The organism is Pseudomonas sp. HN2-3 (genome assembly GCF_020691745.1).
Classification (GTDB): domain Bacteria; phylum Pseudomonadota; class Gammaproteobacteria; order Pseudomonadales; family Pseudomonadaceae; genus Aquipseudomonas; species Aquipseudomonas capeferrum.
The window spans coordinates 1,696,598-1,715,774 of sequence record NZ_CP085704.1; the positions used below are offsets into that span (position 1 = coordinate 1,696,598).

The following is a 19,177-nucleotide window of genomic DNA, read 5'->3' on the forward strand; positions in this document are numbered from 1 at the left end:
CGAGGCCAGGTGCGCAGTGGGCGGGACGGACCTAGAATAGGCTTTTCCAAAGCCAAACCGAGAACTGCCCCATGCTGCCTGAATGCCAATTGTTCGGCACCCTCGGCTGCCACCTGTGCGAAGTGGCCGAGGCTGTGCTGATGCCTTTCGTCGATCATGGCCTGTTGGTGGAGCTGGTCGACATTGCCGATAACGAGGCCATGTTCGAACGCTATGGCCTGATCATTCCCGTGCTGCGTCGCTGTGACAATGGCGGCGAGCTGCATTGGCCGTTCGATGCCGAGCAAGTGGTGGCGTTTCTCGCGCAATGATCGCCCAATGGGCACGCGTTCCTCACGCCATGGTTGGGATTACAAGTCGATGATCGGGTGCCGGCCACTGCTGCCGGTGTCCTTGAACTGTCATCGAGAATCTAACCATGTTCATCACGCCTCATTTCACCCTGGATGAAATGACCGCTTCGAAAATCGCCGCAAGGGAAGGGTTTGACAACACCCCTACACCTGAGGTACTGGCCAATCTAACTGTCCTGTGCGGCGTGCTTGAAAAGGTACGTGCGCTGCTCGGCATGCCGATCATCATCAGTAGCGGCTACCGCTGCAGTGCGCTTAATCAGCGTGTCGGTGGGGCACCGTCAAGCCAGCATGTGCTGGGGTTGGCAGCCGACTTCACGGTGATCGACGTCAGCCCGCGTGAGGTGATACGCAGAATCAGCGACAGCGACGTACCCTTCGATCAACTGATCCTGGAGTTTGACCGGTGGGTGCATTTGTCCGTGACCACTGGCACTCCGCGGGGCCAGGTGCTGACCATTCGCAGAGGCACCGGTTACCTGCAGGGGTTGCAATGACGCGCTGGCGAATTGACGTGGAGGAGGGGAGGTCCGTATGCTGTATATAAATACAGTGTTCGAGGGGAAGGCCATGCTCAACGTCGAGCAACTCAAGTACAGCGTCAACCACATGCCCGTCGAGCGGGTGTGCGACGCCGTTCTGGAACTGCGCCTCGAAGGCCTGGTGACTGAAGACCGAACGCCGTTCGGCAAGGTTCACTTCAATACCTGTTTTGCCGAGATCGAGGCATTGTTCCAGCGTGCCGGTTACCACCGTGGGCTGGACGTCGTAGGTTACCAGGGTTTGTTATATGCCCTGTACGACCCCAACCGCTGGGAGGCCGTGCAAGTACTGCGCTGGTTGAAGGCGCGCAGCGAGGCGACGCTACAGGCTGGTTGAGGTGGAAGGCTTGGAGGATAATGCGCGGCCTCCAACCTTTTGAGCGCTGCCATGACCACGCCTTTCGACCCTGCCCGCCAGCAAGCCAGCACGGTGTGCCTGCCCCCCGGCAACTGGGCGACGGTGCTCGATTGCCTGTGTGACCATTTCAAGGCCATCGAACGGGCGCAGTGGCTTGACCGCTTTGCCCGCGGCCGCGTGCTCGATGCGCAGGGGCAGGCAATCTCTGCTGGGCTGGCTTATAAACGCGGCATGCGCTTGCACTACTTCCGGGAAGTGCCAAATGAGCGGCCGATCCCTGTGCAGGAAACCCTGTTGCACGTGGACGAGCATTTGGTGGTTGCCGACAAACCGCACTTTCTGCCGGTGACCCCGACCGGTGAGTATGTCGAGCAGACTTTGCTGCGCCGGCTGATTCGGCGTCTGGACAACCCGCATCTGGTGCCTTTGCACCGCATCGACCGGCATACCGCAGGGCTTGTGCTGTTCTCCGCCAACCCCCAGACGCGCAGTGCCTACCAGCGCTTGTTCCCCGAGCGGCGGATCGACAAACGCTACCAGGCCATCGCCGCAGCCATGCCCCAGCACAACTTCCCGCTGGTGCACAAAAGCCGCCTGGTGCATGGCGAGCCGTTCTTCCGCATGCAGGAGGTGGAGGGCGTTGACAACAGCGAAACCTTGGCCCAGGTGCTGGAGACGCGTGGCGAGTTATGGCGCTACGGTCTGTCGCCGGTGACCGGCAAGACCCACCAATTGCGTGTACACATGGCGGCATTGGGCGCGGCAATCTGCAACGATCCGTTCTACCCCGAACTGCTGCAGACCGATGACGATTATCAGCGGCCTTTGAAACTGTTGGCGCAGAGCCTGCGTTTCGAAGATCCGTTGACGGGTGAGGAGCGGTATTTCGAGAGCCGGTTGCAATTGGACTGGTAGGAGCGGCCCGCCAAGGCCGCCCCAATATCACACAAGGCTCGGTGTCTTAGCGGTTGAAACGCTCCACCAGCGAATACTGGCTACCGGCAGTGCTGGTCAGTTCCTCGCTGAGCAGCGCCGAATGCTGGGCCTGTTCAGCTGTCTGGTCGGCAAGGTCGGCAATGGTGCTGATGTTGCGGCTGATCTCGTCGGCGACGGCAGTCTGCTCTTCGGTAGCGGCTGCGATCTGGGTCGCCATGTCGGTGATATTGGCCACCGCTTCGCTGATACCGACCAACGCTTCATCGGCCTGCATGACCCGGTCGACCCCTTCCTGTGCCTGGCGGTGGCCGGTTTCCATGGTCAGTACGGCGTTGCTGGCTGTCTGCTGCAGCTTGGCGATCAGGCCGTGGATCTGCCCGGTGGATTCGGCAGTGCGCTGGGCCAACTGGCGTACCTCGTCGGCCACGACCGCAAAACCACGGCCCATCTCTCCGGCGCGGGCGGCTTCGATGGCGGCGTTCAGCGCCAGCAGGTTGGTCTGGTCGGCGATGCCCTTGATCACATCGACCACACCGCCGATTTCGTCGCTGTCCTTGGCCAGTTGCGTCACCGTTGCACCGGTTTCACCCACTGCCGCCGACAGGCGCTCGATGGCCTCACGGGTTTCACCGGCAATCTGCCGGCCCTGGCTGGTCAGGCGATTGGCTTCCTGGGTGGCGTCGGCAGTGCGTTGCACATGGTTGGCCACTTCCTGGGTGGTGGCAGCCATCTGGTTGACGGCGGCCGCCACTTGCTCGGTTTCCACCCGCTGGCGCTCCAGCCCCGAAGAGCTCTTGTGGGCCAGGGCATCGGATTGCCGCGCCTGTTCGCTGAGGTGTTCTGCACTGTCCTGCAGGCGTGTCAGGCAGGTTTTCATGCGTGCATCCTGGCTGAGCATGGCCATTTCCAGGCGGGCCTGAACGCCGCGGCTATCGGTGTACATCTGCGCGATGAGGGGGTCGGACGTGGTTTGTTCCGCCAGGCGCAGCAGGCGCTTGAGGCCACGTTGCTGCCAGCTCAGGCCGAGCAGGCCAAGGGGCACCGACAGGGCCGCCGCCAGGCCGAAGCCCCAGGAGTGGCCAAGCCAGTTGCCAATCAGGAAGCCCACCTGGCTTACCAGAATGAACGGCAGCCAGTCCTGCAGAATCGGCAGCCATTGATCACGTCGCGGCACCGCCGACTTGCCCTGGTTCAGGCGCTGGTAGAGGCCTTCGGCTCGGCGGATCTGTTCGGCGGTGGGTTTGACCCGCACCGATTCGAAACCGACCACCTGGTTATTGTCGAAGATCGGCGTGACATAGGCGTTGACCCAGTAGTGGTCACCGTTCTTGCAGCGGTTCTTGACGATGCCCATCCAAGGCTGGCCCTGTTTGAGGGTTTGCCACATGTGGGCGAACACGGCCGCGGGCACATCCGGGTGACGCACCAGGTTGTGCGGCGCGCCGGTCAACTCTTCGCGGGTGAACCCACTGATTTCGATAAACGCGTCATTGCAGTAGCTGATCACGCCCTTGGCGTTGGTGGTGGAGATCAACCGCTGCTGGGCAGGGAAAGTCCGTTCTCTCTGGGTAATCGGCTGGTTGTTACGCATGGGTGGGTAATCCGCAAAGAATCCGCAAGGCTTTCGTGAGGTATCGGCAAGCCGCTGGTTTTATTGAATGGATATTTAATGGGCTTGATTTGTGGCAATAAGCCATTATTCGGAATGAGCTAGGGAACAGGCACGTTTGATCAAAATGGCGTCATTTTTGCGTTTTTAAGGCTGTTTGGTGACGTGTGAGTCTGATGATGACTCAATGGCTGGCCAAGAGCCAGTAGCCGATAGCGGAATGAGGCCGCCGAGAGAGGGTGGAGGGGGGTGGTGGCGTTGGCTGGGGATTTGCGGTGCCTGTGAAATCCCCAGCCAAGCCTTGCATCTCAACCAGCAATCAACTGGCGCAATACATAATGCAGAATCCCCCCCGACTTGAAGTACTCCACCTCATTCAAGGTATCGATGCGGCACAGCACCTCGATCTGCTCCTGCTGCCCGTCCTCGCGGGTGATACGCAGCGTCAGGCTCATGCCTGGCCGTAGATGAGCACCGCTCAACCCCAGCACATCGATGCGCTCCCTGCCGGTCAGCGCCAGTTGCTTGCGATCGTGCCCGGCCTTGAACTGCAGGGGCAGCACGCCCATGCCCACCAGGTTCGACCGGTGGATGCGTTCAAAGCTTTCTGCCAGCACCGCCTTGACCCCCAACAGATTGGTGCCCTTGGCGGCCCAGTCACGGCTGGACCCTGTGCCGTATTCCTGGCCGGCGATCACCACCAGCGGCGTACCCTGGGCCTGGTACTGCATGGCGGCATCGTAGATCGACAGCTTTTCGCCCGTTGGCACGAATAGGGTATTGCCCCCTTCCTCACCCCCAAGCATCTCGTTGCGAATACGGATGTTGGCGAACGTGCCGCGCATCATCACCTCGTGGTTACCCCGGCGCGATCCGTAGGAGTTGAAGTCCCGCGGTTCCACACCCTTGCTGCGCAGGTAGCGCCCGGCGGGGCTGTCGGCCTTGATGTTGCCGGCCGGGGAGATGTGGTCGGTGGTGACCGAGTCGCCGAGCAGGGCCAGCACGCGTGCACCCTCGATGTCCTCGACCTGCGGCGGCGGCCCGCCGATGTCGTCGAAGAACGGTGGATGCTGAATGTAGGTCGATGCCTCCTGCCAGACATACGTGGCCGCTTGCGGCACCTCGATGGCCTGCCACTGCGCGTCGCCTTCGAAGACTTCGGCGTACTCCTTGTGGAACATCGCGGTGTCGACCTTGGCAACGGCGGCGGCAATCTCCTGCTGGCTGGGCCAGATGTCGCGCAGGTACACTGGCTGGCCGTCCTTGCCAGTGCCCAACGGGTCGCGGGTCAGGTCCAGGCGCACGCTGCCGGCCAGGGCGTAAGCCACTACCAGCGGCGGCGAGGCCAGCCAGTTGGTCTTGACCAGCGGATGCACGCGGCCCTCGAAGTTGCGGTTGCCCGAGAGCACCGAGGCAACGGTCAGGTCGGCGCTGCCGATGGCTTGCTCGATCGCTTCATCCAGTGGGCCGGAGTTGCCGATGCAGGTGGTGCAGCCGTAACCCACCAGGTCAAAACCCAACTCATCCAGATACGGCGTCAGCCCGGCAGCCTTGAAGTAGTCGGTGACCACCTTGGAGCCAGGGGCCAGCGAGCTCTTGACCCAGGGTTTGCGCTGCAGGCCCTTCTCCAGGGCCTTTTTCGCCACCAGCCCGGCGGCCATCATCACGCTGGGGTTCGAGGTGTTGGTGCAGGAGGTGATCGCGGCGATGACCACTGCACCGTCGCGCAGGGTGTGGGTCTGGCCTGCATGGCTGTAGTCGATTTCGCCCGCCTGATCGGCGTTGCCCACCGCCACACCGCCGCCGCCTTCGCTTTCCAGGCGGCCGACTTCCTTGGCCAGTGGCTTGGGTTGCAGTTCGATGAAGTGGTCAAACGCCTGGCTGACCTGGCCCAGGGCGACCCGGTCCTGCGGGCGTTTGGGCCCGGCCAGGCTGGCCTCGACGTCGGTCATGTCGAGGGCCAGGGCATCGCTGAACACCGGGTCCTGGCCAGGCAGGCGCCACAGGCCTTGGGCCTTGCAGTACTGTTCGACCAGTTGCACTGTCTGCTCGGGGCGCCCGGTCAGGCGCAGGTAGTCAAGGGTCACCTGGTCGACCGGGAAGAAGCCGCACGTGGCGCCATACTCGGGGGCCATGTTGGCGATGGTGGCACGGTCGGCCAGGGGCAGCTCGGCCAGCCCATCGCCGTAGAATTCGACGAACTTGCCCACCACCCCTTTCTTGCGCAGCATCTGCGTCACGGTCAACACCAGGTCGGTGGCGGTGATGCCCTCGCGCAGCTTGCCGGTCAATTTGAAGCCGATCACTTCCGGGATCAGCATCGACACGGGTTGGCCGAGCATCGCGGCTTCGGCCTCGATGCCGCCAACACCCCAGCCCAGCACTCCCAGGCCGTTGATCATGGTGGTGTGCGAATCGGTGCCGACCAGGGTGTCGGGGAAGGCATAGGTGCGGCCGTCTTCTTCACGGGTCCAGACGGTGCGGCCAAGGTATTCCAGGTTGACCTGGTGGCAGATGCCGGTGCCCGGCGGTACTACCCGGAAGTTGTCGAAGGCGCTCTGGCCCCAACGCAGGAAGGCATAGCGCTCGCCATTACGCTGCATTTCGATGTCGACGTTCTCGCTGAACGACTGGGGCGTGCCATAGCGGTCGACCATCACCGAGTGGTCGATTACCAGGTCGACCGGCGACAGCGGGTTGATCCGCTGCGGGTCGCCACCGGCCTTGGCCATGGCGGCGCGCATGGCTGCCAGGTCGACCACGGCGGGTACGCCGGTGAAGTCCTGCATCAGCACCCGGGCAGGGCGGTACTGGATTTCCCGGTCGGAGCGGCGCGCCTCCAGCCATTGGGCAATGGCGCGCAGGTCGTCACCGGTGACGGTCTTGCCGTCCTCCCAGCGCAGCAGGTTTTCCAGCAGCACCTTGAGCGACATGGGCAGGCGTTGCAGGTCGCCCAACTGGCGGGCGGCCTCGGTAAGGCTGTAATAGTGGTACGTCTGGTCGGCGACCTTGAGGGTCTTGAGGGTGTTCAGGCTATCGAGCGAGGGCATTGCCAACTCCTTCTGCGCCGGTGCCCGGCAAATCTGGGTGTTTGCCGGTGTCACCGCTCTGTTTCGATCCGCACGGTACGGACCTGGCTGAATGGTCAGGTTAGACCGGTTTGGCCTGCCTGACCCTTTTCTGGACCGGCGGGACGTGTCGCAGGTTCCGAACTTCCTTTATCATCGCCGCCCTGCCGGCGCCTGTGGTGCGCCCGCCGTAGTGGAGTGAGAGATGAGTACCCTGTTCATGCATTGCCGGCCCGGTTTCGAGGGCGAGGTCTGCGCCGAGATCAGCGAACATGCCGCCCGCCTGGGGGTTGCCGGCTATGCCAAAGGCAAAGCGCAGAGCGCCAGTGCCGAGTTTGTCTGCACCGAGGACAATGGCGCCGAGCGCCTGATGGGGGAACTGCGCTTCGCTGAGCTGATCTTCCCGCGGCAGTGGGCCCGTGGCAGTTTCGTCGAGTTGCCGGAGAGCGATCGCATCAGCGTATTGCTCGAGCACCTGGCCAGCCTGCCTGTGTTCGGCAGCCTGTGGCTGGAAGTGCTCGACAGCAACGAAGGCAAGGAGCTGTCGACGTTCTGCCGCAAGTTCGAGGTGCCGTTGCGCAAGGCCCTGGAAAAAGCCGGTCGCCTGGTTGAAGACGCCAGCCGTCCACGCCTTCTGCTGAGCTTCATCACTGGCCGGCGGGTATTTGTCGGCCAGGCTGCGGCCAACAACAGCGCGCTCTGGCCAATGGGCATCCCGCGCCTGAAGTTTCCCCGTGAAGCGCCCAGCCGCTCGACCCTCAAGCTGGAAGAAGCCTGGCATCAGTTCATCCCCCGCGAGCAGTGGGACCAGCGCCTGGGTGATGACATGACCGGTGTCGACCTGGGCGCCTCGCCTGGCGGCTGGACCTATCAGCTGGTGCGCCGCGGAATGTTGGTCACCGCCATCGACAATGGCCCGATGGCCGAGAGCTTGATGGACACCGGGCTGGTCCAGCACCTGATGGCGGATGGTTTCACCTGGCAGCCGAAGCAGCCGGTGGACTGGATGGTCTGCGACATCGTCGAGAAGCCGGCGCGGACCACCGCATTGATCGAAACCTGGCTGGGGGAAGGGCTGTGCCGCGAGGCGGTGGTCAACCTCAAGCTGCCGATGAAGCAACGTTACACCGAGGTGCGGCGCCTGCTCGACCGCATGCAGGCCACGTTCAAGGCGCGCAAGATCAGGGTTTCGATCGCCTGCAAGCAGCTGTATCACGACCGTGAGGAAGTGACCTGCCATCTGCGCAGGCTGGACCTGAAGCCGCGTTGAGTGCGTGGGGCGGCGCGCGGCCCTTGGTGCGCGCCGCACGATGCGCGACAATGATGAATATTTTGGAGCCGCCCATGACTGATTTCACCCCCGACGCCGTCCTCGATGCCACCGGCCTGAACTGCCCCGAGCCTGTGATGATGTTGCACCAGCACGTGCGTGGCCTGGCTGCAGGTGGCTTGCTCAAGGTCATTGCCACCGACCCGTCGACCCGCCGCGACATCCCCAAGTTCTGCAACTTCCTCGGCCACGAACTGCTGCAGCAGCAAGAGGACGCGGGCACCTTCCTGTACTGGATCCGCAAGAAAGCCGACTGAGCCGCTCTGGAACACGCCGCGCGTAGCGCCTACACTGCGTTCCCCTGACAGGAGAGCGCCATGCTGATAGTTGCCGACGAGAACATTCCGCTGCTCGATGCCTTCTTCGAAGGTTTCGGCGAGATCCGCCGCTATCCGGGCCGAAGCCTCGATGCCGCCAGCGTCAAGGACGCCGATGTGCTGCTGGTGCGCTCGGTGACCAAGGTCGACCGCCAACTGCTTGAAGGCAGCCGTGTGCGTTTTGTCGGCACGTGCACCATCGGCACCGACCACCTCGACCTGGACTACTTTGCCGAGGCTGGCATCCACTGGAGCAGCGCGCCGGGCTGCAATGCCCGCGGCGTGGTGGACTATGTGCTGGGCAGCCTGCTGACCCTGGCCGAGCTGGATGGTGTCGCGCTACCCAAGCGCACGTACGGCGTGGTGGGCGCGGGGGAGGTCGGTGGCCGCCTGGTGCGTGTGCTGCATGGCCTGGGCTGGAAAGTGCTGGTGTGCGACCCGCTGCGTCAGGCCGCCGAAGGGGGCGATTACGTCAGCCTCGAGGCGGTACTGGAACAGTGCGATGTGATCAGCCTGCACACCCCCTTGCAGCGGGGCGGCGAGTACCCCACCTGGCACCTGCTGGGCCAGGCGCAACTGGCACGGTTGCGCCCAGGGGCGTGGCTGATCAATGCCAGCCGTGGCCCAGTGGTGGACAACGATGCCTTGCGTGAGCTGCTGTTGGACCGTGAAGACGTGCATGCCGTGCTCGATGTGTGGGAAGGCGAACCGCAGGTCGACTTGCAACTGGCCGACCTGTGCACGCTGGCTTCGCCGCACATCGCCGGCTACAGCCTCGATGGCCGGCAGCGGGGCACTGCGCAGATCTACCAGGCGTTGTGCCGTCACCTGGGCGAAGCGGAGCAGGTGCGCCTGGCCGATTTGCTGCCCAAGCCGCCGCTGGCGCAAGTTGAACTCGATGCCACTACAGACCCGGCCTGGGCCTTGGCCACCTTGTGCCGCGCCGTGTACGACCCGCGCCGTGACGATGCAGACTTCCGCCGTAGCTTGAGCGACGACCCGGCCGAGCAGCGGGCGGCATTCGATCAGTTGCGCAAGCAGTATCCGCCTCGGCGTGAAATCGAAGGGCTGGCGGTGCGGATTCGTGGCGAGTCGCCGCAACTGGCGCAGTTGGTCAGTGCGCTGGGTGGGGTGTTGGTCTGAGTGATGTGCCTGCGTCGGCCTTTTCGCCGGCCGAGGCAATAAAAACCCGGCGCAGGCGCCGGGTTGCAATGAATTAGCCGATCAGCCTTTACGGGCTTTGGTGCCCCGGCTTTGTTCCAGTTCCTGGCAGGCTTTCTGGATCATCTGCTCGGTGATTGGAACCTCGCGCCCTTGGGCGTCGATGATCGAGCCGCACACCTGGGGTTGCGGGTTGTTCTGGGGTTTCGGGGTATCGCTGCTGTGCTGCAAGCTCATGTCCTGTCTCCTCATCAGGTTCAAGCTCAGGGTAATCCTGCGCCGTGACTGGCCTGTGACAGATCCTCGACTGTCACGGCCCTGACAGTCCAACAGAAACGGCGGTAAAGCTCCAGAGCCCTTTTAGATCGAAAGGCTATAGTCACCCCCAAGCGTTCCTCGCGCTCCGATGAGTGGTAGTCTGCTGCTTCCTTGCCGCTTTGGTTGCCGCCATGCCCGAATCCGTCTCCCCTGGCCAACGTCGCGCCCTGCGCCTGGGTTGGCAGTTCGTTCGCCCGTATCGCCGGCAAATGCTCCTGGCATTGCTGGCACTGGTGGTCACGGCGGCAATCACTCTGTCCATGGGGCAGGGCATCCGCCTGCTGGTTGACCAGGGTTTCATGACCCGCTCCGCGCACCAGCTCAACCAGACCATTGGCCTGTTCCTGCTGTTGGTGCTGGCACTGGCGGTGGGTACCTTCAGCCGCTTCTACCTGGTGTCGTGGATCGGCGAGCGCTGCGTGGCTGATATCCGCCGTGCGGTGTTCGATCACCTGGTCGGGCTGCACCCTGGGTTTTTCGAAGACAACCGCAGCTCCGAGATCCAGTCGCGGCTGACGGCTGACACAACCTTGCTGCAATCGGTGATCGGCTCTTCGCTGTCGATGTTCCTGCGCAATGCCTTGATGGTGGTAGGGGGCGTGGTGCTGCTGTTCATCACCAACCCCAAGCTCACCAGCATCGTGGTGGTGGCCTTGCCGCTGGTGCTGGCGCCGATCCTGCTGTTCGGCCGGCGCGTGCGCAGCCTGTCGCGGCAGAGCCTGGACCGGGTGGCGGATGTCGGCAGCTACGTCGCCGAAACCCTGGGGCAGATCAAGACCGTGCAGGCCTATAACCATGAGCCGCTCGATCGCGAACTGTTCGCCAGCACCGTCGAGGCGGCCTTCAGCGTGGCCCGGCAGCGTATTGCCCAGCGTGCGTGGCTGATCACCCTGGTCATCGTGCTGGTGCTCGGCGCGGTGGGGGTCATGCTCTGGGTCGGGGGCATGGACGTGATTGCCGGGCGTATCTCGGCAGGCGAGCTGGCTGCCTTCGTGTTCTATAGCCTGATCGTCGGCAGTGCGTTCGGCACGCTCAGCGAGGTGATCGGTGAGCTGCAGCGCGCCGCCGGTGCGGCCGAGCGCATTGCCGAGCTGTTGGCGGCACGCAGTGCAATCCTGCCACCGCGCGTAGCCGCCTCACTGCCTCAGCGGCGTGCTGTCGGGCGTATTGCGTTGCAAGACGTGCATTTCGCCTACCCGTCGAGGCCTGCGGTTGCAGCCATCGACGGCTTGAGCCTGGCGATCGAGCCGGGGCAGACCGTGGCCCTGGTCGGGCCTTCGGGCGCCGGCAAATCGACCCTGTTCGACCTGCTGCTGCGCTTCTACGACCCTCAGCAGGGGCGCATCCTGCTCGATGGCCAGGCCATCACTGAACTCGACCCGGCCGAGCTGCGCCAGCAGTTCGCGTTGGTGGCGCAGAACCCGTCGCTGTTTCGCGGCACGGTCGAGGCCAACATTCGCTATGGCCGCCCAGGGGCGACGCTGGCCGAGGTCGAGGCAGCGGCGCGCGGTGCGCATGCCGACGAATTCATCCAGCAACTGCCGCTGGGCTACCAGACGCCGCTGGGGGAGGGTGGCATCGGCTTGTCGGGCGGGCAACGGCAGCGCTTGGCGATTGCCCGGGCGCTGCTGGTCGATGCGCCGATCCTGTTGCTGGATGAGGCTACCAGCGCCCTTGATGCGCAAAGCGAACACCTGATTCAGCAGGCGCTGCCCAGTGTGATGGCCGGTCGCACCACCTTGGTGATCGCCCATCGTCTGGCCACGGTGCAGCACGCCGATCGCATCGCGGTGATCGACAAGGGGCGCCTGGTGGCAATAGGCACGCACCGCCAGTTGATCGAAGAAAGCCCGCTGTATGCCCGATTAGCCTCGCTGCAGTTCACCACGGGCTAGCCTGTCGTGGTTCTGTAACAATTCTGTAGGAATTGCCTGACACTATTTGTCTCAATTGTTGTGCAAGTGCTCAAGCCGGCTGCTATCGAACGATGGCAGCCTTTTTTTTGCGAGTGAGCCTACGGGGACATGGAATGTCTTACCCGGCGCCGCAAGCGTGCGCCGTTCCTTTCCTTTGGTCTTGAGATCGCGATGTTGCGTAAATCCCTCAGAGTGCAAATTCTCGCCCTGCTCGGCGGCAGCTTGGTAGCGATGTTGCTGATCGCGCTGGTGTGTTTCCAGTTTCTGTCTTCCAGCGTGCGCGGCTACGCCGAGCTGGTGGATGGGCCCTTGCGGGCTTCGCAATTGATCGATGAGGCCAACCTGCAGTTCAAGATCCAGGTGCAGGAATGGAAGAACGTGCTGCTGCGCGGTCGTCAGCCCGCCGAGCTGGACAAGTACTGGCAGCAGTTCCAGGCCCGCGAGCAGCAGGTGCAGCAGGTGCTTGGGCAACTGATCGACAGCAGCGATGCCAAGCTCAAGGCGCCGCTGCAACAGCTGCGTGCCAGCCATCTGCAACTGGGCCAGGCTTACGCGCAGGGCCGCCAGGCGTTTGTCGCCGCAGGTGGTGACCCGGTTGCAGGCGACCTTGCGGTCAAGGGCGTGGACCGTGCCGCCAGCGAACAGATGAGCGAGCTGGTCGAACAACTGCGCGCCGATGCGCGCGAGCGTGCATCGAGCATCAACGCCAGCGCAGAGCGTACGGTGTGGCTGGGCTTGCTGGTGATGCTGGGCTCGGCGGTGCTGGTCGGCCTGTTCAGCCTGTGGCTGGTCAATCGCAGCTTGATCGAGCCGATTCGCCAGTTGATCGAGTATGTCGCGCAGTTGAGCCAGGGGCGCTTCGTTGCGCGTGTGGACAGCCGCCGTGAAGATGAACTGGGGCGCTTGGCTCGTGCGGCCAATACCCTGCGTGATTTTCTTGCCGAGACAGTCGGCCGGCTCAAGGACAATGCCCAGGAGCTGGAAGGCGCCAGTGGCCAGCTGCGCAGCATCGCGGCTGACATGGCCCAGGGCACGCATGACCAGTTCCAGCGCACCGATCAGGTGGCGACGGCCATGCATGAGATGTCCGCCACCGCTCAGGAGGTGGCTCGCCACGCCGCCGACGCCGCCCGCGCGGCCGATGATGCCGATCACAGTGCCCAGGCTGGCGAGCAGGTGATGCAGCAGACCATCGACATCATTGGCGTGGTCAACCGCGAAATCGCCGGTACCGCCGCGGTGATCCGTGACCTGGAGCATGACAGCACGCGGATTGGCAAGGTGCTCGAAGTCATCCGCGGCATTGCCGAGCAGACCAACCTGCTGGCGCTCAATGCAGCCATCGAGGCGGCCCGTGCGGGCGAGGCCGGGCGCGGCTTTGCGGTGGTCGCCGACGAGGTGCGCAGTTTGGCCCAGCGCACCGCTGCATCGATCGCCGAAATTCACCAGATCATCGAAGCGGTGCAGTCGGGTGCGGTAGAGGCGGTCAAGGCCATCGAAAGTGGCCAGCAGCGCAGCGAGGAGGGTGCCGAGCAGGTGCAGCAGGCGGGGCAGATGCTGCAGCGCATCACCTCGGCGGTGGAGGCGATCCGTGACATGAACCGGCAGATCGCCACGGCGGCCGAAGAGCAGACCAGCGTGGCCGAGGACATCTCGCGCAACCTGATCGAAATTACCCGCATCGCTACCACCAACCAGGCAGCTGTGCAGCAGACCGAGCAGGCCGGGCAGCGTTTGCATGGGTTGTCCGGGCAGTTGGGGGAAGTGACTTCGCGGCTGACGGCCTGACCCTCCGGCGCGGGGAAATCCGCCACTGTTGCGCTGAACCTGGCGCAACTGTGGCGGATTGTCGCCATGCGACCGGGTGTCTCACCCCTTAGCCATTGGTCTAATGCCAGTTGGCACACTCTCTGCTTTAGGGCGCCAATCCTTCACTTCAATCGGATTGCGCTACTAATGAAAAAAATCCTGCTGACGCTCCTTTGCCTGAGCGTCATCGGCTGCTCCAAACCCGCAGAGCCGGACAAGACCGTCGACGTCCTGCTGATCGGCGGCGGCATCATGAGTGCCAGCTTGGGCACCTACCTTACCGAGCTGGAGCCGAACTGGAAGGTCGACGTCTACGAGCGCATGGACCAGGTGGGCGAAGAAAGCTCCAACGCCTGGAACAACGCCGGTACCGGCCACTCCGCGTTTTGCGAACTGAACTACACCAGTGTCGGCACGGATGGCAGCATCGACATCAGCAAGGCCGTGGGCGTCAACGAGCAATTCGAAGTCTCCAAGCAGTTCTGGGCCTACCAGGTCGAGCAAGGCGTGCTGAACAACCCGAAAACGTTCATCAACAACGTGCCGCACATGAGCTTTGTGTGGGGCGACGACAACATTGCCTTCCTCCACAAGCGCGTCGCTGCCCTGCAGCACAGCTCGCTGTTCCGTGGCATGCAGATCAGCGAAGACCACGAGCAGATCCGCCAATGGGCGCCGTTGGTGATGGAAGGCCGTGACCCTCAACAGAAGGTCGCAGCCACGCGCATGGCGATCGGCACCGACGTGAACTTTGGCGAGATCACCCGTCAGCTGTTCGCCTCGATGACCCGCAACCCTAACGTCAGCGTGAACCTTAGCCATGAAGTGCGTGACATCGTGCGCAACGATGACGGCACCTGGCGGGTGGTGGTGGCCGACCTGGCCAATGGCGGCAACGAAGTGGCGGTCAACGCCAAGTTCGTCTTCATCGGTGCCGGTGGTGGCGCGCTCAAGCTGTTGCAGAAGTCGGGCATCCCCGAAGCCGAAGGCTATGCCGGGTTCCCGGTGGGTGGCCAGTTTCTGATGACCGACAACCCGGACGTGGTTGCGCGCCACCAGGCCAAGCTGTACGGCAAGGCGTCGGTCGGTGCACCGCCTATGTCGGTCCCGCACCTGGACACACGTATGATCGACGGCAAGCAGGTGCTGCTGTTCGGCCCGTTCGCGACCTTCTCCACCAAGTACCTCAAGCACGGCTCGCTGCTGGACATGTTCGCGTCGCTGAACAGCCACAACATCCTGCCGATGGTGAACGCCGGCATCGACAACATCGACCTCAGCACCTACCTGATGGGGCAATTGATGCTGAGCTTCGACGACCGCATGAATGCCCTGCGCGAGTACTTCCCCAATGCCAAGAACCAGGACTGGAAGCTGCTGCAGGCCGGCCAGCGCGTGCAGGTGATCAAGAAGGACCCGGTGCTCGGTGGCGTGCTGCAGTTCGGCACTGAAGTGGTCGCTGCCCAGGACGGCACTATCGCCGCGCTGCTGGGGGCCTCGCCAGGCGCTTCGACTGCCGCGCCGATCATGCTGACGGTGCTGGAGAAGACCTTCAAGGACCGCCTCAAGAGCCCTGAATGGCAGGCCAGGCTCAAGCAGATCGTACCCAGCTACGGGCAGAAGCTGAACAACAACCTTGAGCTGACCAACCAGACTCGGGCATGGAGCAGCGAGCGTTTGCAACTGCTGTACGTGCCCGTGCAGGCCGAGCAGTAAGCCGCGCCTGCCGCCCCCTGTGCATGCAGGGGGCATTTTTGGCGCACAACAAAAAGCCCGCGCAAGGCGGGCTTCTTGAATAGGATTTGGTCGGAGAGACAGGATTCGAACCTGCGGCCTTCTCGTCCCGAACGAGACGCGCTACCTGGCTGCGCTACACTCCGATGAACGAAATCCTACTGCATCCCTTTTTTGCACGCAAGCCCTTGTTGTTAAAAGGGCGTTTGCCAAAAAGGGAAGCCAGATCACAGCTCTTTGACGGTACGGATCTGGTCTTTGTTCAGGCGCGTACGCTTGCCATCAAGTTGCTCGAATTCGTAGAAGCCCGAGTCCTCGTCGAACGAAGGGGTGTCCACTGCCTGGATCTCGCGACCATCGTTCAGGGTAATGACGGTTGGCGATGCGCAGCCAGCGAGGGCGCCCAGGCCCAGGGCAAGCAGAAAGGCGGGAAGGGTCCGTTGAATCATCGTGTTTCTCCAGTGCGATGGTGCTAGATGACAGTTATGACGCAGGGCGTCCGCGCAAGTTCCTTTACAGTGCAGCATAGCGGCAAAACCTGAGTATTGACCAAGGGCAAGGGCAAGGGCACAGGGGCGCGCCGCTGTGTCGGGGGTGTGCTGTGTTATAAATGCGCCATCCCATCTTCTTGTGACGGACACCCATGAAAGCCAAGGCAGATACCCCCTTCGTGCCGCTGAACATCGCCGTGCTGACGGTCAGCGACACGCGTACCTTCGACACCGACACCTCCGGCCAACTGTTCGTCGACCGCCTGACTGCGGCTGGTCATCAACTGGCGGCGCGGGTGTTGCTCAAGGATGACCTGTACAAGATTCGCGCCCAGGTCGCGACCTGGATCGCCGAGGAAGGCGTGCAGGTGGTATTGGTTACTGGCGGCACCGGTTTCACCGGCCGCGACAGCACGCCCGAGGCCGTGGCCTGCCTGCTGGACAAGCAGGTGGACGGTTTCGGTGAGCTGTTCCGGCAGATCTCCGTGGCCGATATCGGCACCTCTACCGTACAGTCGCGCGCGCTGGCAGGCCTGGCCAATGGCACGCTGGTGTGCTGCCTGCCGGGCTCGACCAATGCAGTGCGCACCGGCTGGGACGGCATCCTCGCCGAACAGCTCGATGCCCGCCATCGCCCGTGCAATTTCGTGCCACACCTGAAGCAGGCAGCGGCCTGTGAAAGCCGTGGCTGAGGTCAATCAGGCCCGGCCGCTGATGCCGGTGGAAGACGCCTTGGCGCGGTTGCTTGCGCTGGCAGAGGCCGCACCGATCCGGGAAACCGAAAACGTGCCGTTGGCCGAAGCCGAGGGGCGAGTGCTGGCCAGCGACCTGGTGGCGTCTCTCGACCTGCCGCCTTGGCCGAACAGCGCCATGGATGGCTACGCCCTGCGCCTGGCGGACTGGCAGGGCGAGCCCTTGCCGGTCAGTCAGCGTATCTTTGCCGGCCATGCCCCGCAGCCCCTGCAGCCAGGTACGTGTGCGCGCATCTTCACCGGCGCACCGGTGCCGGCCGGCGCTGACTGTGTCGAGATGCAGGAAAACGCCGACGTGACTGACGACGGTCGGGTACGCTTCCTCGAACCATTGAAAACCGACCAGAACATCCGCCCACAAGGCCAGGAAACGCGTCAGGGCGAGCAGGTGATGAGCGCCGGTACGCGCCTGGGGCCGATCGAGCTGGGCTTGGCTGCAACCCTCGGCCAGGCCCGCCTGGACGTGGTGCGCAAGGTGCGCGTGGCCGTGCTGTCTACCGGTGACGAGCTGATCGAGCCTGGCCAGCCCTTGGGACCAGGGCAGATCTACAACAGCAACCGTCGCCTGTTGGTCAGCTGGTTGCAGCGTTTGGGGTGCGAGGTTCGGGATGCGGGTATTCTGCATGATGACCTGGCGCGTACCCGTGAATGCCTGGGGGCACTGGGCGATGTTGACCTGATCCTGTCCACCGGCGGTGTCTCTGTTGGCGAGGCCGATTACCTGGGGGCCGCTTTGCGTGAGGCCGGCGAACTGGCCTTGTGGAAGCTGGCTATCAAGCCGGGCAAGCCACTGACCTTCGGCCATTTTCGCGGTGTGCCGGTGATCGGCCTGCCGGGTAACCCGGCTTCCACGCTGGTCACCTTTGGCCTGCTGACGCGGCCGTACCTGTTGCGGCGCCAGGGTGTGGCCGATGTCACGCCGCTGCGCTTCGACATGCCGGCAGGCTTCGACTGGCCCAAGCCAGGCATGCGGCGCGAGTACCTGCGCGCCCGCATCGAGCATGGCCAGGTGCACATCTACAAGAACCAGAGCTCTGGGGTGCTGCGCAGTGCGGCCTGGGCCGAAGGCTTGGTGGAGGTGCGCGAAGGCAGCACGCCCAAGCTGGGTGACAGCGTGCCGTTTATCCCGTTCAGCGAGCTACTTGGCTGAACGACCGAGCCAGCCTCCCACCAATTGCGTAGCGTCGGTGGGCTGTGCCTGGTGCAGGCGCATGTGCACGTTTTCCAGTTGCTGCGCCGCGACACTCCAGTCGTGACGCTGGCGGGCGAATTGCCGGCCGGCTTCGCTCAACTGCGCCATGCGCCACGGCTGGTTGAGCAACTGGGTGATCAGCAGCGCCAGTTGGTCGCCATCGTCGCTGCCCAGGTAATGCTCAGCGTTGTTCACGGCCAGCCCTGAAACACCCTTGCTGGTGGTGATCACCGGCAGCCCGGCAGCCATCGCTTCGAGCACCTTGGCCTTGGAGCCCCCGGCATAAAGCAGGGGGGCGAAGAACAGTGCCGAGCGGCGCTGCAGCTCGCGCAGGTCGGGGCGATAACCGACCCATTCGATGCGTGGGTCGTTCCAGTGCAGCCTCCAGCTGGCGGGCAGGGCATGGCCGGCAATGGCCAGGCGCACTGCTGGGTTGCTCATCCACACCTGCGGCATGATCTCTTCCAGCGCCCATTCGATGGCCTCCAGGTTGGAGCCATATTCGAAGTTGCCGACAAACAGCAGGCGCTGGCTGTGCAGCGAGGGTTGCACCTGCTGATAGAAGTCGCAGTCAACGCCACTGACCACCACGTTCACCGGGCGGCCGCTGATCTGGGCGATCAGCTCGGCGTCATGGCTGCTGACGGCCACCACTTCAGTGGGTTGGCGCAGTACCCGTTGCTCCCAGCGCCGATAGCGCCAGCGATCAAATGCGTTGAGTGGGCGCAGCCACAGCGGCAGGCGGTCATGGCGAGCGCCGCCCATGACCGATTCCAAGGTGTGTTCGCTGAGCATGTAGGGCAGGCCGCGGGCCTGCAGGGCCTTCTCGAACGGTTGGAAGCTGTAGCTGTGCTCGATCTGGATGACGTCCCAGGGCTCGTCCAGCAATTGCTCGAAGCGGTGCCTGAGGCAGGGCGCCAGGCCATTGATGATCGCCCGCATGGGGTAGTCGATGATCGGTGATGCCAGCAGGTTGAGCGGGCTGTGCAGGGCACGCCTGGGCATTACGATCAAGCGTTCGAGCAAGGGCTCGAGGGCTTCGCGGGCAGCGTCGCTCAAGGGGATCTTGGACTGCACCAGCAGGGTGATCCGGTGGCCACGCTGGGCGAGTGCGCGCATCAGGTGGTATTGCCGGGTCTTGCTGCCGCTGGTGGTCGGCCAAGGCAGGTAGGGCAGTGTCCAGAGAATGCGCATGTCCCGGAATCCTCGCAACAGATCGCGGATGAAAAGACGCGCCCATCGGCAGTCAGCTGATCACTGCTGCCGGGGCGCGTCCATGGCTATCGGAAAT

The 19,177-nt window shown here is 63.5% G+C and carries 17 protein-coding genes, 1 tRNA gene and 1 pseudogene; 13 read left to right on the forward strand and 6 right to left on the reverse strand.

Going from position 1 to position 19,177, the window contains the following annotated elements; genetic code table 11:
- Window positions 1-71 precede the first annotated feature (71 nt).
- The 4 genes from LJX93_RS07715 (at window position 72) to LJX93_RS07730 (ending at window position 2,168) form a co-directional block, all read left to right on the forward strand.
- Window positions 72-311: a glutaredoxin family protein gene (locus tag LJX93_RS07715; RefSeq protein ID WP_033700458.1), complete on the forward strand. Its 240-nt coding sequence runs from the start codon at window positions 72-74 to the stop codon at window positions 309-311.
- A gap of 107 nt (window positions 312-418) precedes the next feature.
- Window positions 419-850 (forward strand): D-Ala-D-Ala carboxypeptidase family metallohydrolase, encoded by a 432-nt coding sequence (locus tag LJX93_RS07720; RefSeq protein ID WP_033700455.1) that lies wholly within the window; start codon window positions 419-421, stop codon window positions 848-850.
- A 73-nt stretch (window positions 851-923) separates the two neighbouring features.
- Entirely contained in the window at window positions 924-1,232 is a 309-nt protein-coding gene (locus LJX93_RS07725; RefSeq protein ID WP_033701480.1) for a hypothetical protein, read from the forward strand.
- Between the two features lie 51 nt (window positions 1,233-1,283).
- Window positions 1,284-2,168 (forward strand): pseudouridine synthase, encoded by an 885-nt coding sequence (locus tag LJX93_RS07730; protein WP_033700454.1) that lies wholly within the window; start codon window positions 1,284-1,286, stop codon window positions 2,166-2,168.
- 46 nt (window positions 2,169-2,214) lie between these two features.
- Here LJX93_RS07730 and LJX93_RS07735 read toward each other — a convergent pair whose 3' ends face one another.
- A complete protein-coding gene (locus tag LJX93_RS07735) occupies window positions 2,215-3,780 on the reverse strand; it encodes a PAS domain-containing methyl-accepting chemotaxis protein (RefSeq protein WP_033700452.1) in 1,566 nt (521 codons plus the stop codon).
- 326 nt (window positions 3,781-4,106) lie between these two features.
- Entirely contained in the window at window positions 4,107-6,848 is a 2,742-nt protein-coding gene (acnA, locus tag LJX93_RS07740; RefSeq protein ID WP_033700451.1) for an aconitate hydratase AcnA, read from the reverse strand.
- Window positions 6,849-7,071: 223 nt separating this feature from the next.
- Here acnA and rlmM point away from each other — a divergent pair, with 223 nt between their 5' ends.
- The 3 genes from rlmM (at window position 7,072) to pdxB (ending at window position 9,656) form a co-directional block, all read left to right on the forward strand.
- A complete protein-coding gene (gene rlmM / locus LJX93_RS07745; RefSeq protein WP_047583284.1) occupies window positions 7,072-8,136 on the forward strand; it encodes a 23S rRNA (cytidine(2498)-2'-O)-methyltransferase RlmM in 1,065 nt (354 codons plus the stop codon).
- Between the two features lie 74 nt (window positions 8,137-8,210).
- A complete protein-coding gene (gene tusA / locus LJX93_RS07750) occupies window positions 8,211-8,453 on the forward strand; it encodes a sulfurtransferase TusA (protein WP_033700449.1) in 243 nt (80 codons plus the stop codon).
- 60 nt (window positions 8,454-8,513) lie between these two features.
- On the forward strand, window positions 8,514-9,656 hold the full coding sequence (pdxB, locus tag LJX93_RS07755; protein WP_227696897.1) for a 4-phosphoerythronate dehydrogenase PdxB: 1,143 nt from the start codon (window positions 8,514-8,516) through the stop codon (window positions 9,654-9,656).
- Window positions 9,657-9,737: 81 nt separating this feature from the next.
- Here pdxB and LJX93_RS07760 read toward each other — a convergent pair whose 3' ends face one another.
- Entirely contained in the window at window positions 9,738-9,911 is a 174-nt protein-coding gene (locus tag LJX93_RS07760; protein WP_167334463.1) for a PA1571 family protein, read from the reverse strand.
- 212 nt (window positions 9,912-10,123) lie between these two features.
- Here LJX93_RS07760 and LJX93_RS07765 point away from each other — a divergent pair, with 212 nt between their 5' ends.
- From LJX93_RS07765 to mqo, 4 genes and pseudogenes are all read left to right on the forward strand, one after another.
- On the forward strand, window positions 10,124-11,887 hold the full coding sequence (locus LJX93_RS07765) for an ABC transporter transmembrane domain-containing protein (RefSeq protein WP_033700445.1): 1,764 nt from the start codon (window positions 10,124-10,126) through the stop codon (window positions 11,885-11,887).
- A gap of 765 nt (window positions 11,888-12,652) precedes the next feature.
- Window positions 12,653-12,763, forward strand: a pseudogene (locus tag LJX93_RS27445) (hypothetical protein); the annotation flags it as partial.
- A gap of 228 nt (window positions 12,764-12,991) precedes the next feature.
- Window positions 12,992-13,696 carry a methyl-accepting chemotaxis protein gene (locus tag LJX93_RS27450; RefSeq protein ID WP_410936563.1) on the forward strand — a complete coding sequence of 235 codons (705 nt, stop codon included), beginning with the start codon at window positions 12,992-12,994 and terminating at the stop codon, window positions 13,694-13,696.
- 168 nt (window positions 13,697-13,864) lie between these two features.
- Complete coding sequence (mqo, locus tag LJX93_RS07775) at window positions 13,865-15,433, forward strand: malate dehydrogenase (quinone) (protein WP_033700443.1); 1,569 nt, start codon at window positions 13,865-13,867, stop codon at window positions 15,431-15,433.
- 87 nt (window positions 15,434-15,520) lie between these two features.
- On the opposite strand, the gene LJX93_RS07780 is transcribed toward mqo, so the two are convergent.
- Together LJX93_RS07780 and LJX93_RS07785 are read right to left on the reverse strand one after the other, a co-directional pair.
- A tRNA-Pro gene (locus LJX93_RS07780) sits at window positions 15,521-15,597 on the reverse strand.
- 81 nt (window positions 15,598-15,678) lie between these two features.
- Window positions 15,679-15,900 (reverse strand): YgdI/YgdR family lipoprotein, encoded by a 222-nt coding sequence (locus tag LJX93_RS07785; RefSeq protein ID WP_027596642.1) that lies wholly within the window; start codon window positions 15,898-15,900, stop codon window positions 15,679-15,681.
- A gap of 194 nt (window positions 15,901-16,094) precedes the next feature.
- Between LJX93_RS07785 and moaB the strand changes: the two genes are divergently transcribed.
- Window positions 16,095-16,634 carry a molybdenum cofactor biosynthesis protein B gene (gene moaB / locus LJX93_RS07790; RefSeq protein WP_033700442.1) on the forward strand — a complete coding sequence of 180 codons (540 nt, stop codon included), beginning with the start codon at window positions 16,095-16,097 and terminating at the stop codon, window positions 16,632-16,634.
- The gene (glp, locus tag LJX93_RS07795; RefSeq protein ID WP_084213349.1) at window positions 16,618-17,844 is read left to right on the forward strand and encodes a gephyrin-like molybdotransferase Glp; all 1,227 of its coding nucleotides are present in this window, start codon (window positions 16,618-16,620) and stop codon (window positions 17,842-17,844) included. Before moaB ends, glp begins: the two co-directional genes overlap by 17 nt.
- On the opposite strand, the gene LJX93_RS07800 is transcribed toward glp, so the two are convergent.
- The gene (locus LJX93_RS07800; RefSeq protein WP_047583285.1) at window positions 17,833-19,080 is read right to left on the reverse strand and encodes a glycosyltransferase family 4 protein; all 1,248 of its coding nucleotides are present in this window, start codon (window positions 19,078-19,080) and stop codon (window positions 17,833-17,835) included. The two genes, glp and LJX93_RS07800, sit on opposite strands and share 12 nt — an antisense overlap.
- Between the last annotated feature and the right edge of the window lie 97 nt (window positions 19,081-19,177).

Coding starts and splice junctions, on each gene's coding strand:
- LJX93_RS07715 (WP_033700458.1), top strand. CDS start 72: ATGCTGCCTGAATGCCAATTGTTCGGCACCCTCGGCTGCCACCTGTGC.
- LJX93_RS07720 (WP_033700455.1), top strand. CDS start 419: ATGTTCATCACGCCTCATTTCACCCTGGATGAAATGACCGCTTCGAAA.
- LJX93_RS07725 (WP_033701480.1), top strand. CDS start 924: ATGCTCAACGTCGAGCAACTCAAGTACAGCGTCAACCACATGCCCGTC.
- LJX93_RS07730 (WP_033700454.1), top strand. CDS start 1,284: ATGACCACGCCTTTCGACCCTGCCCGCCAGCAAGCCAGCACGGTGTGC.
- LJX93_RS07735 (WP_033700452.1), bottom strand. CDS start 3,780: ATGCGTAACAACCAGCCGATTACCCAGAGAGAACGGACTTTCCCTGCC.
- acnA (WP_033700451.1), bottom strand. CDS start 6,848: ATGCCCTCGCTCGATAGCCTGAACACCCTCAAGACCCTCAAGGTCGCC.
- rlmM (WP_047583284.1), top strand. CDS start 7,072: ATGAGTACCCTGTTCATGCATTGCCGGCCCGGTTTCGAGGGCGAGGTC.
- tusA (WP_033700449.1), top strand. CDS start 8,211: ATGACTGATTTCACCCCCGACGCCGTCCTCGATGCCACCGGCCTGAAC.
- pdxB (WP_227696897.1), top strand. CDS start 8,514: ATGCTGATAGTTGCCGACGAGAACATTCCGCTGCTCGATGCCTTCTTC.
- LJX93_RS07760 (WP_167334463.1), bottom strand. CDS start 9,911: ATGAGCTTGCAGCACAGCAGCGATACCCCGAAACCCCAGAACAACCCG.
- LJX93_RS07765 (WP_033700445.1), top strand. CDS start 10,124: ATGCCCGAATCCGTCTCCCCTGGCCAACGTCGCGCCCTGCGCCTGGGT.
- LJX93_RS27450 (WP_410936563.1), top strand. CDS start 12,992: ATGTCCGCCACCGCTCAGGAGGTGGCTCGCCACGCCGCCGACGCCGCC.
- mqo (WP_033700443.1), top strand. CDS start 13,865: ATGAAAAAAATCCTGCTGACGCTCCTTTGCCTGAGCGTCATCGGCTGC.
- LJX93_RS07785 (WP_027596642.1), bottom strand. CDS start 15,900: ATGATTCAACGGACCCTTCCCGCCTTTCTGCTTGCCCTGGGCCTGGGC.
- moaB (WP_033700442.1), top strand. CDS start 16,095: ATGAAAGCCAAGGCAGATACCCCCTTCGTGCCGCTGAACATCGCCGTG.
- LJX93_RS07800 (WP_047583285.1), bottom strand. CDS start 19,080: ATGCGCATTCTCTGGACACTGCCCTACCTGCCTTGGCCGACCACCAGC.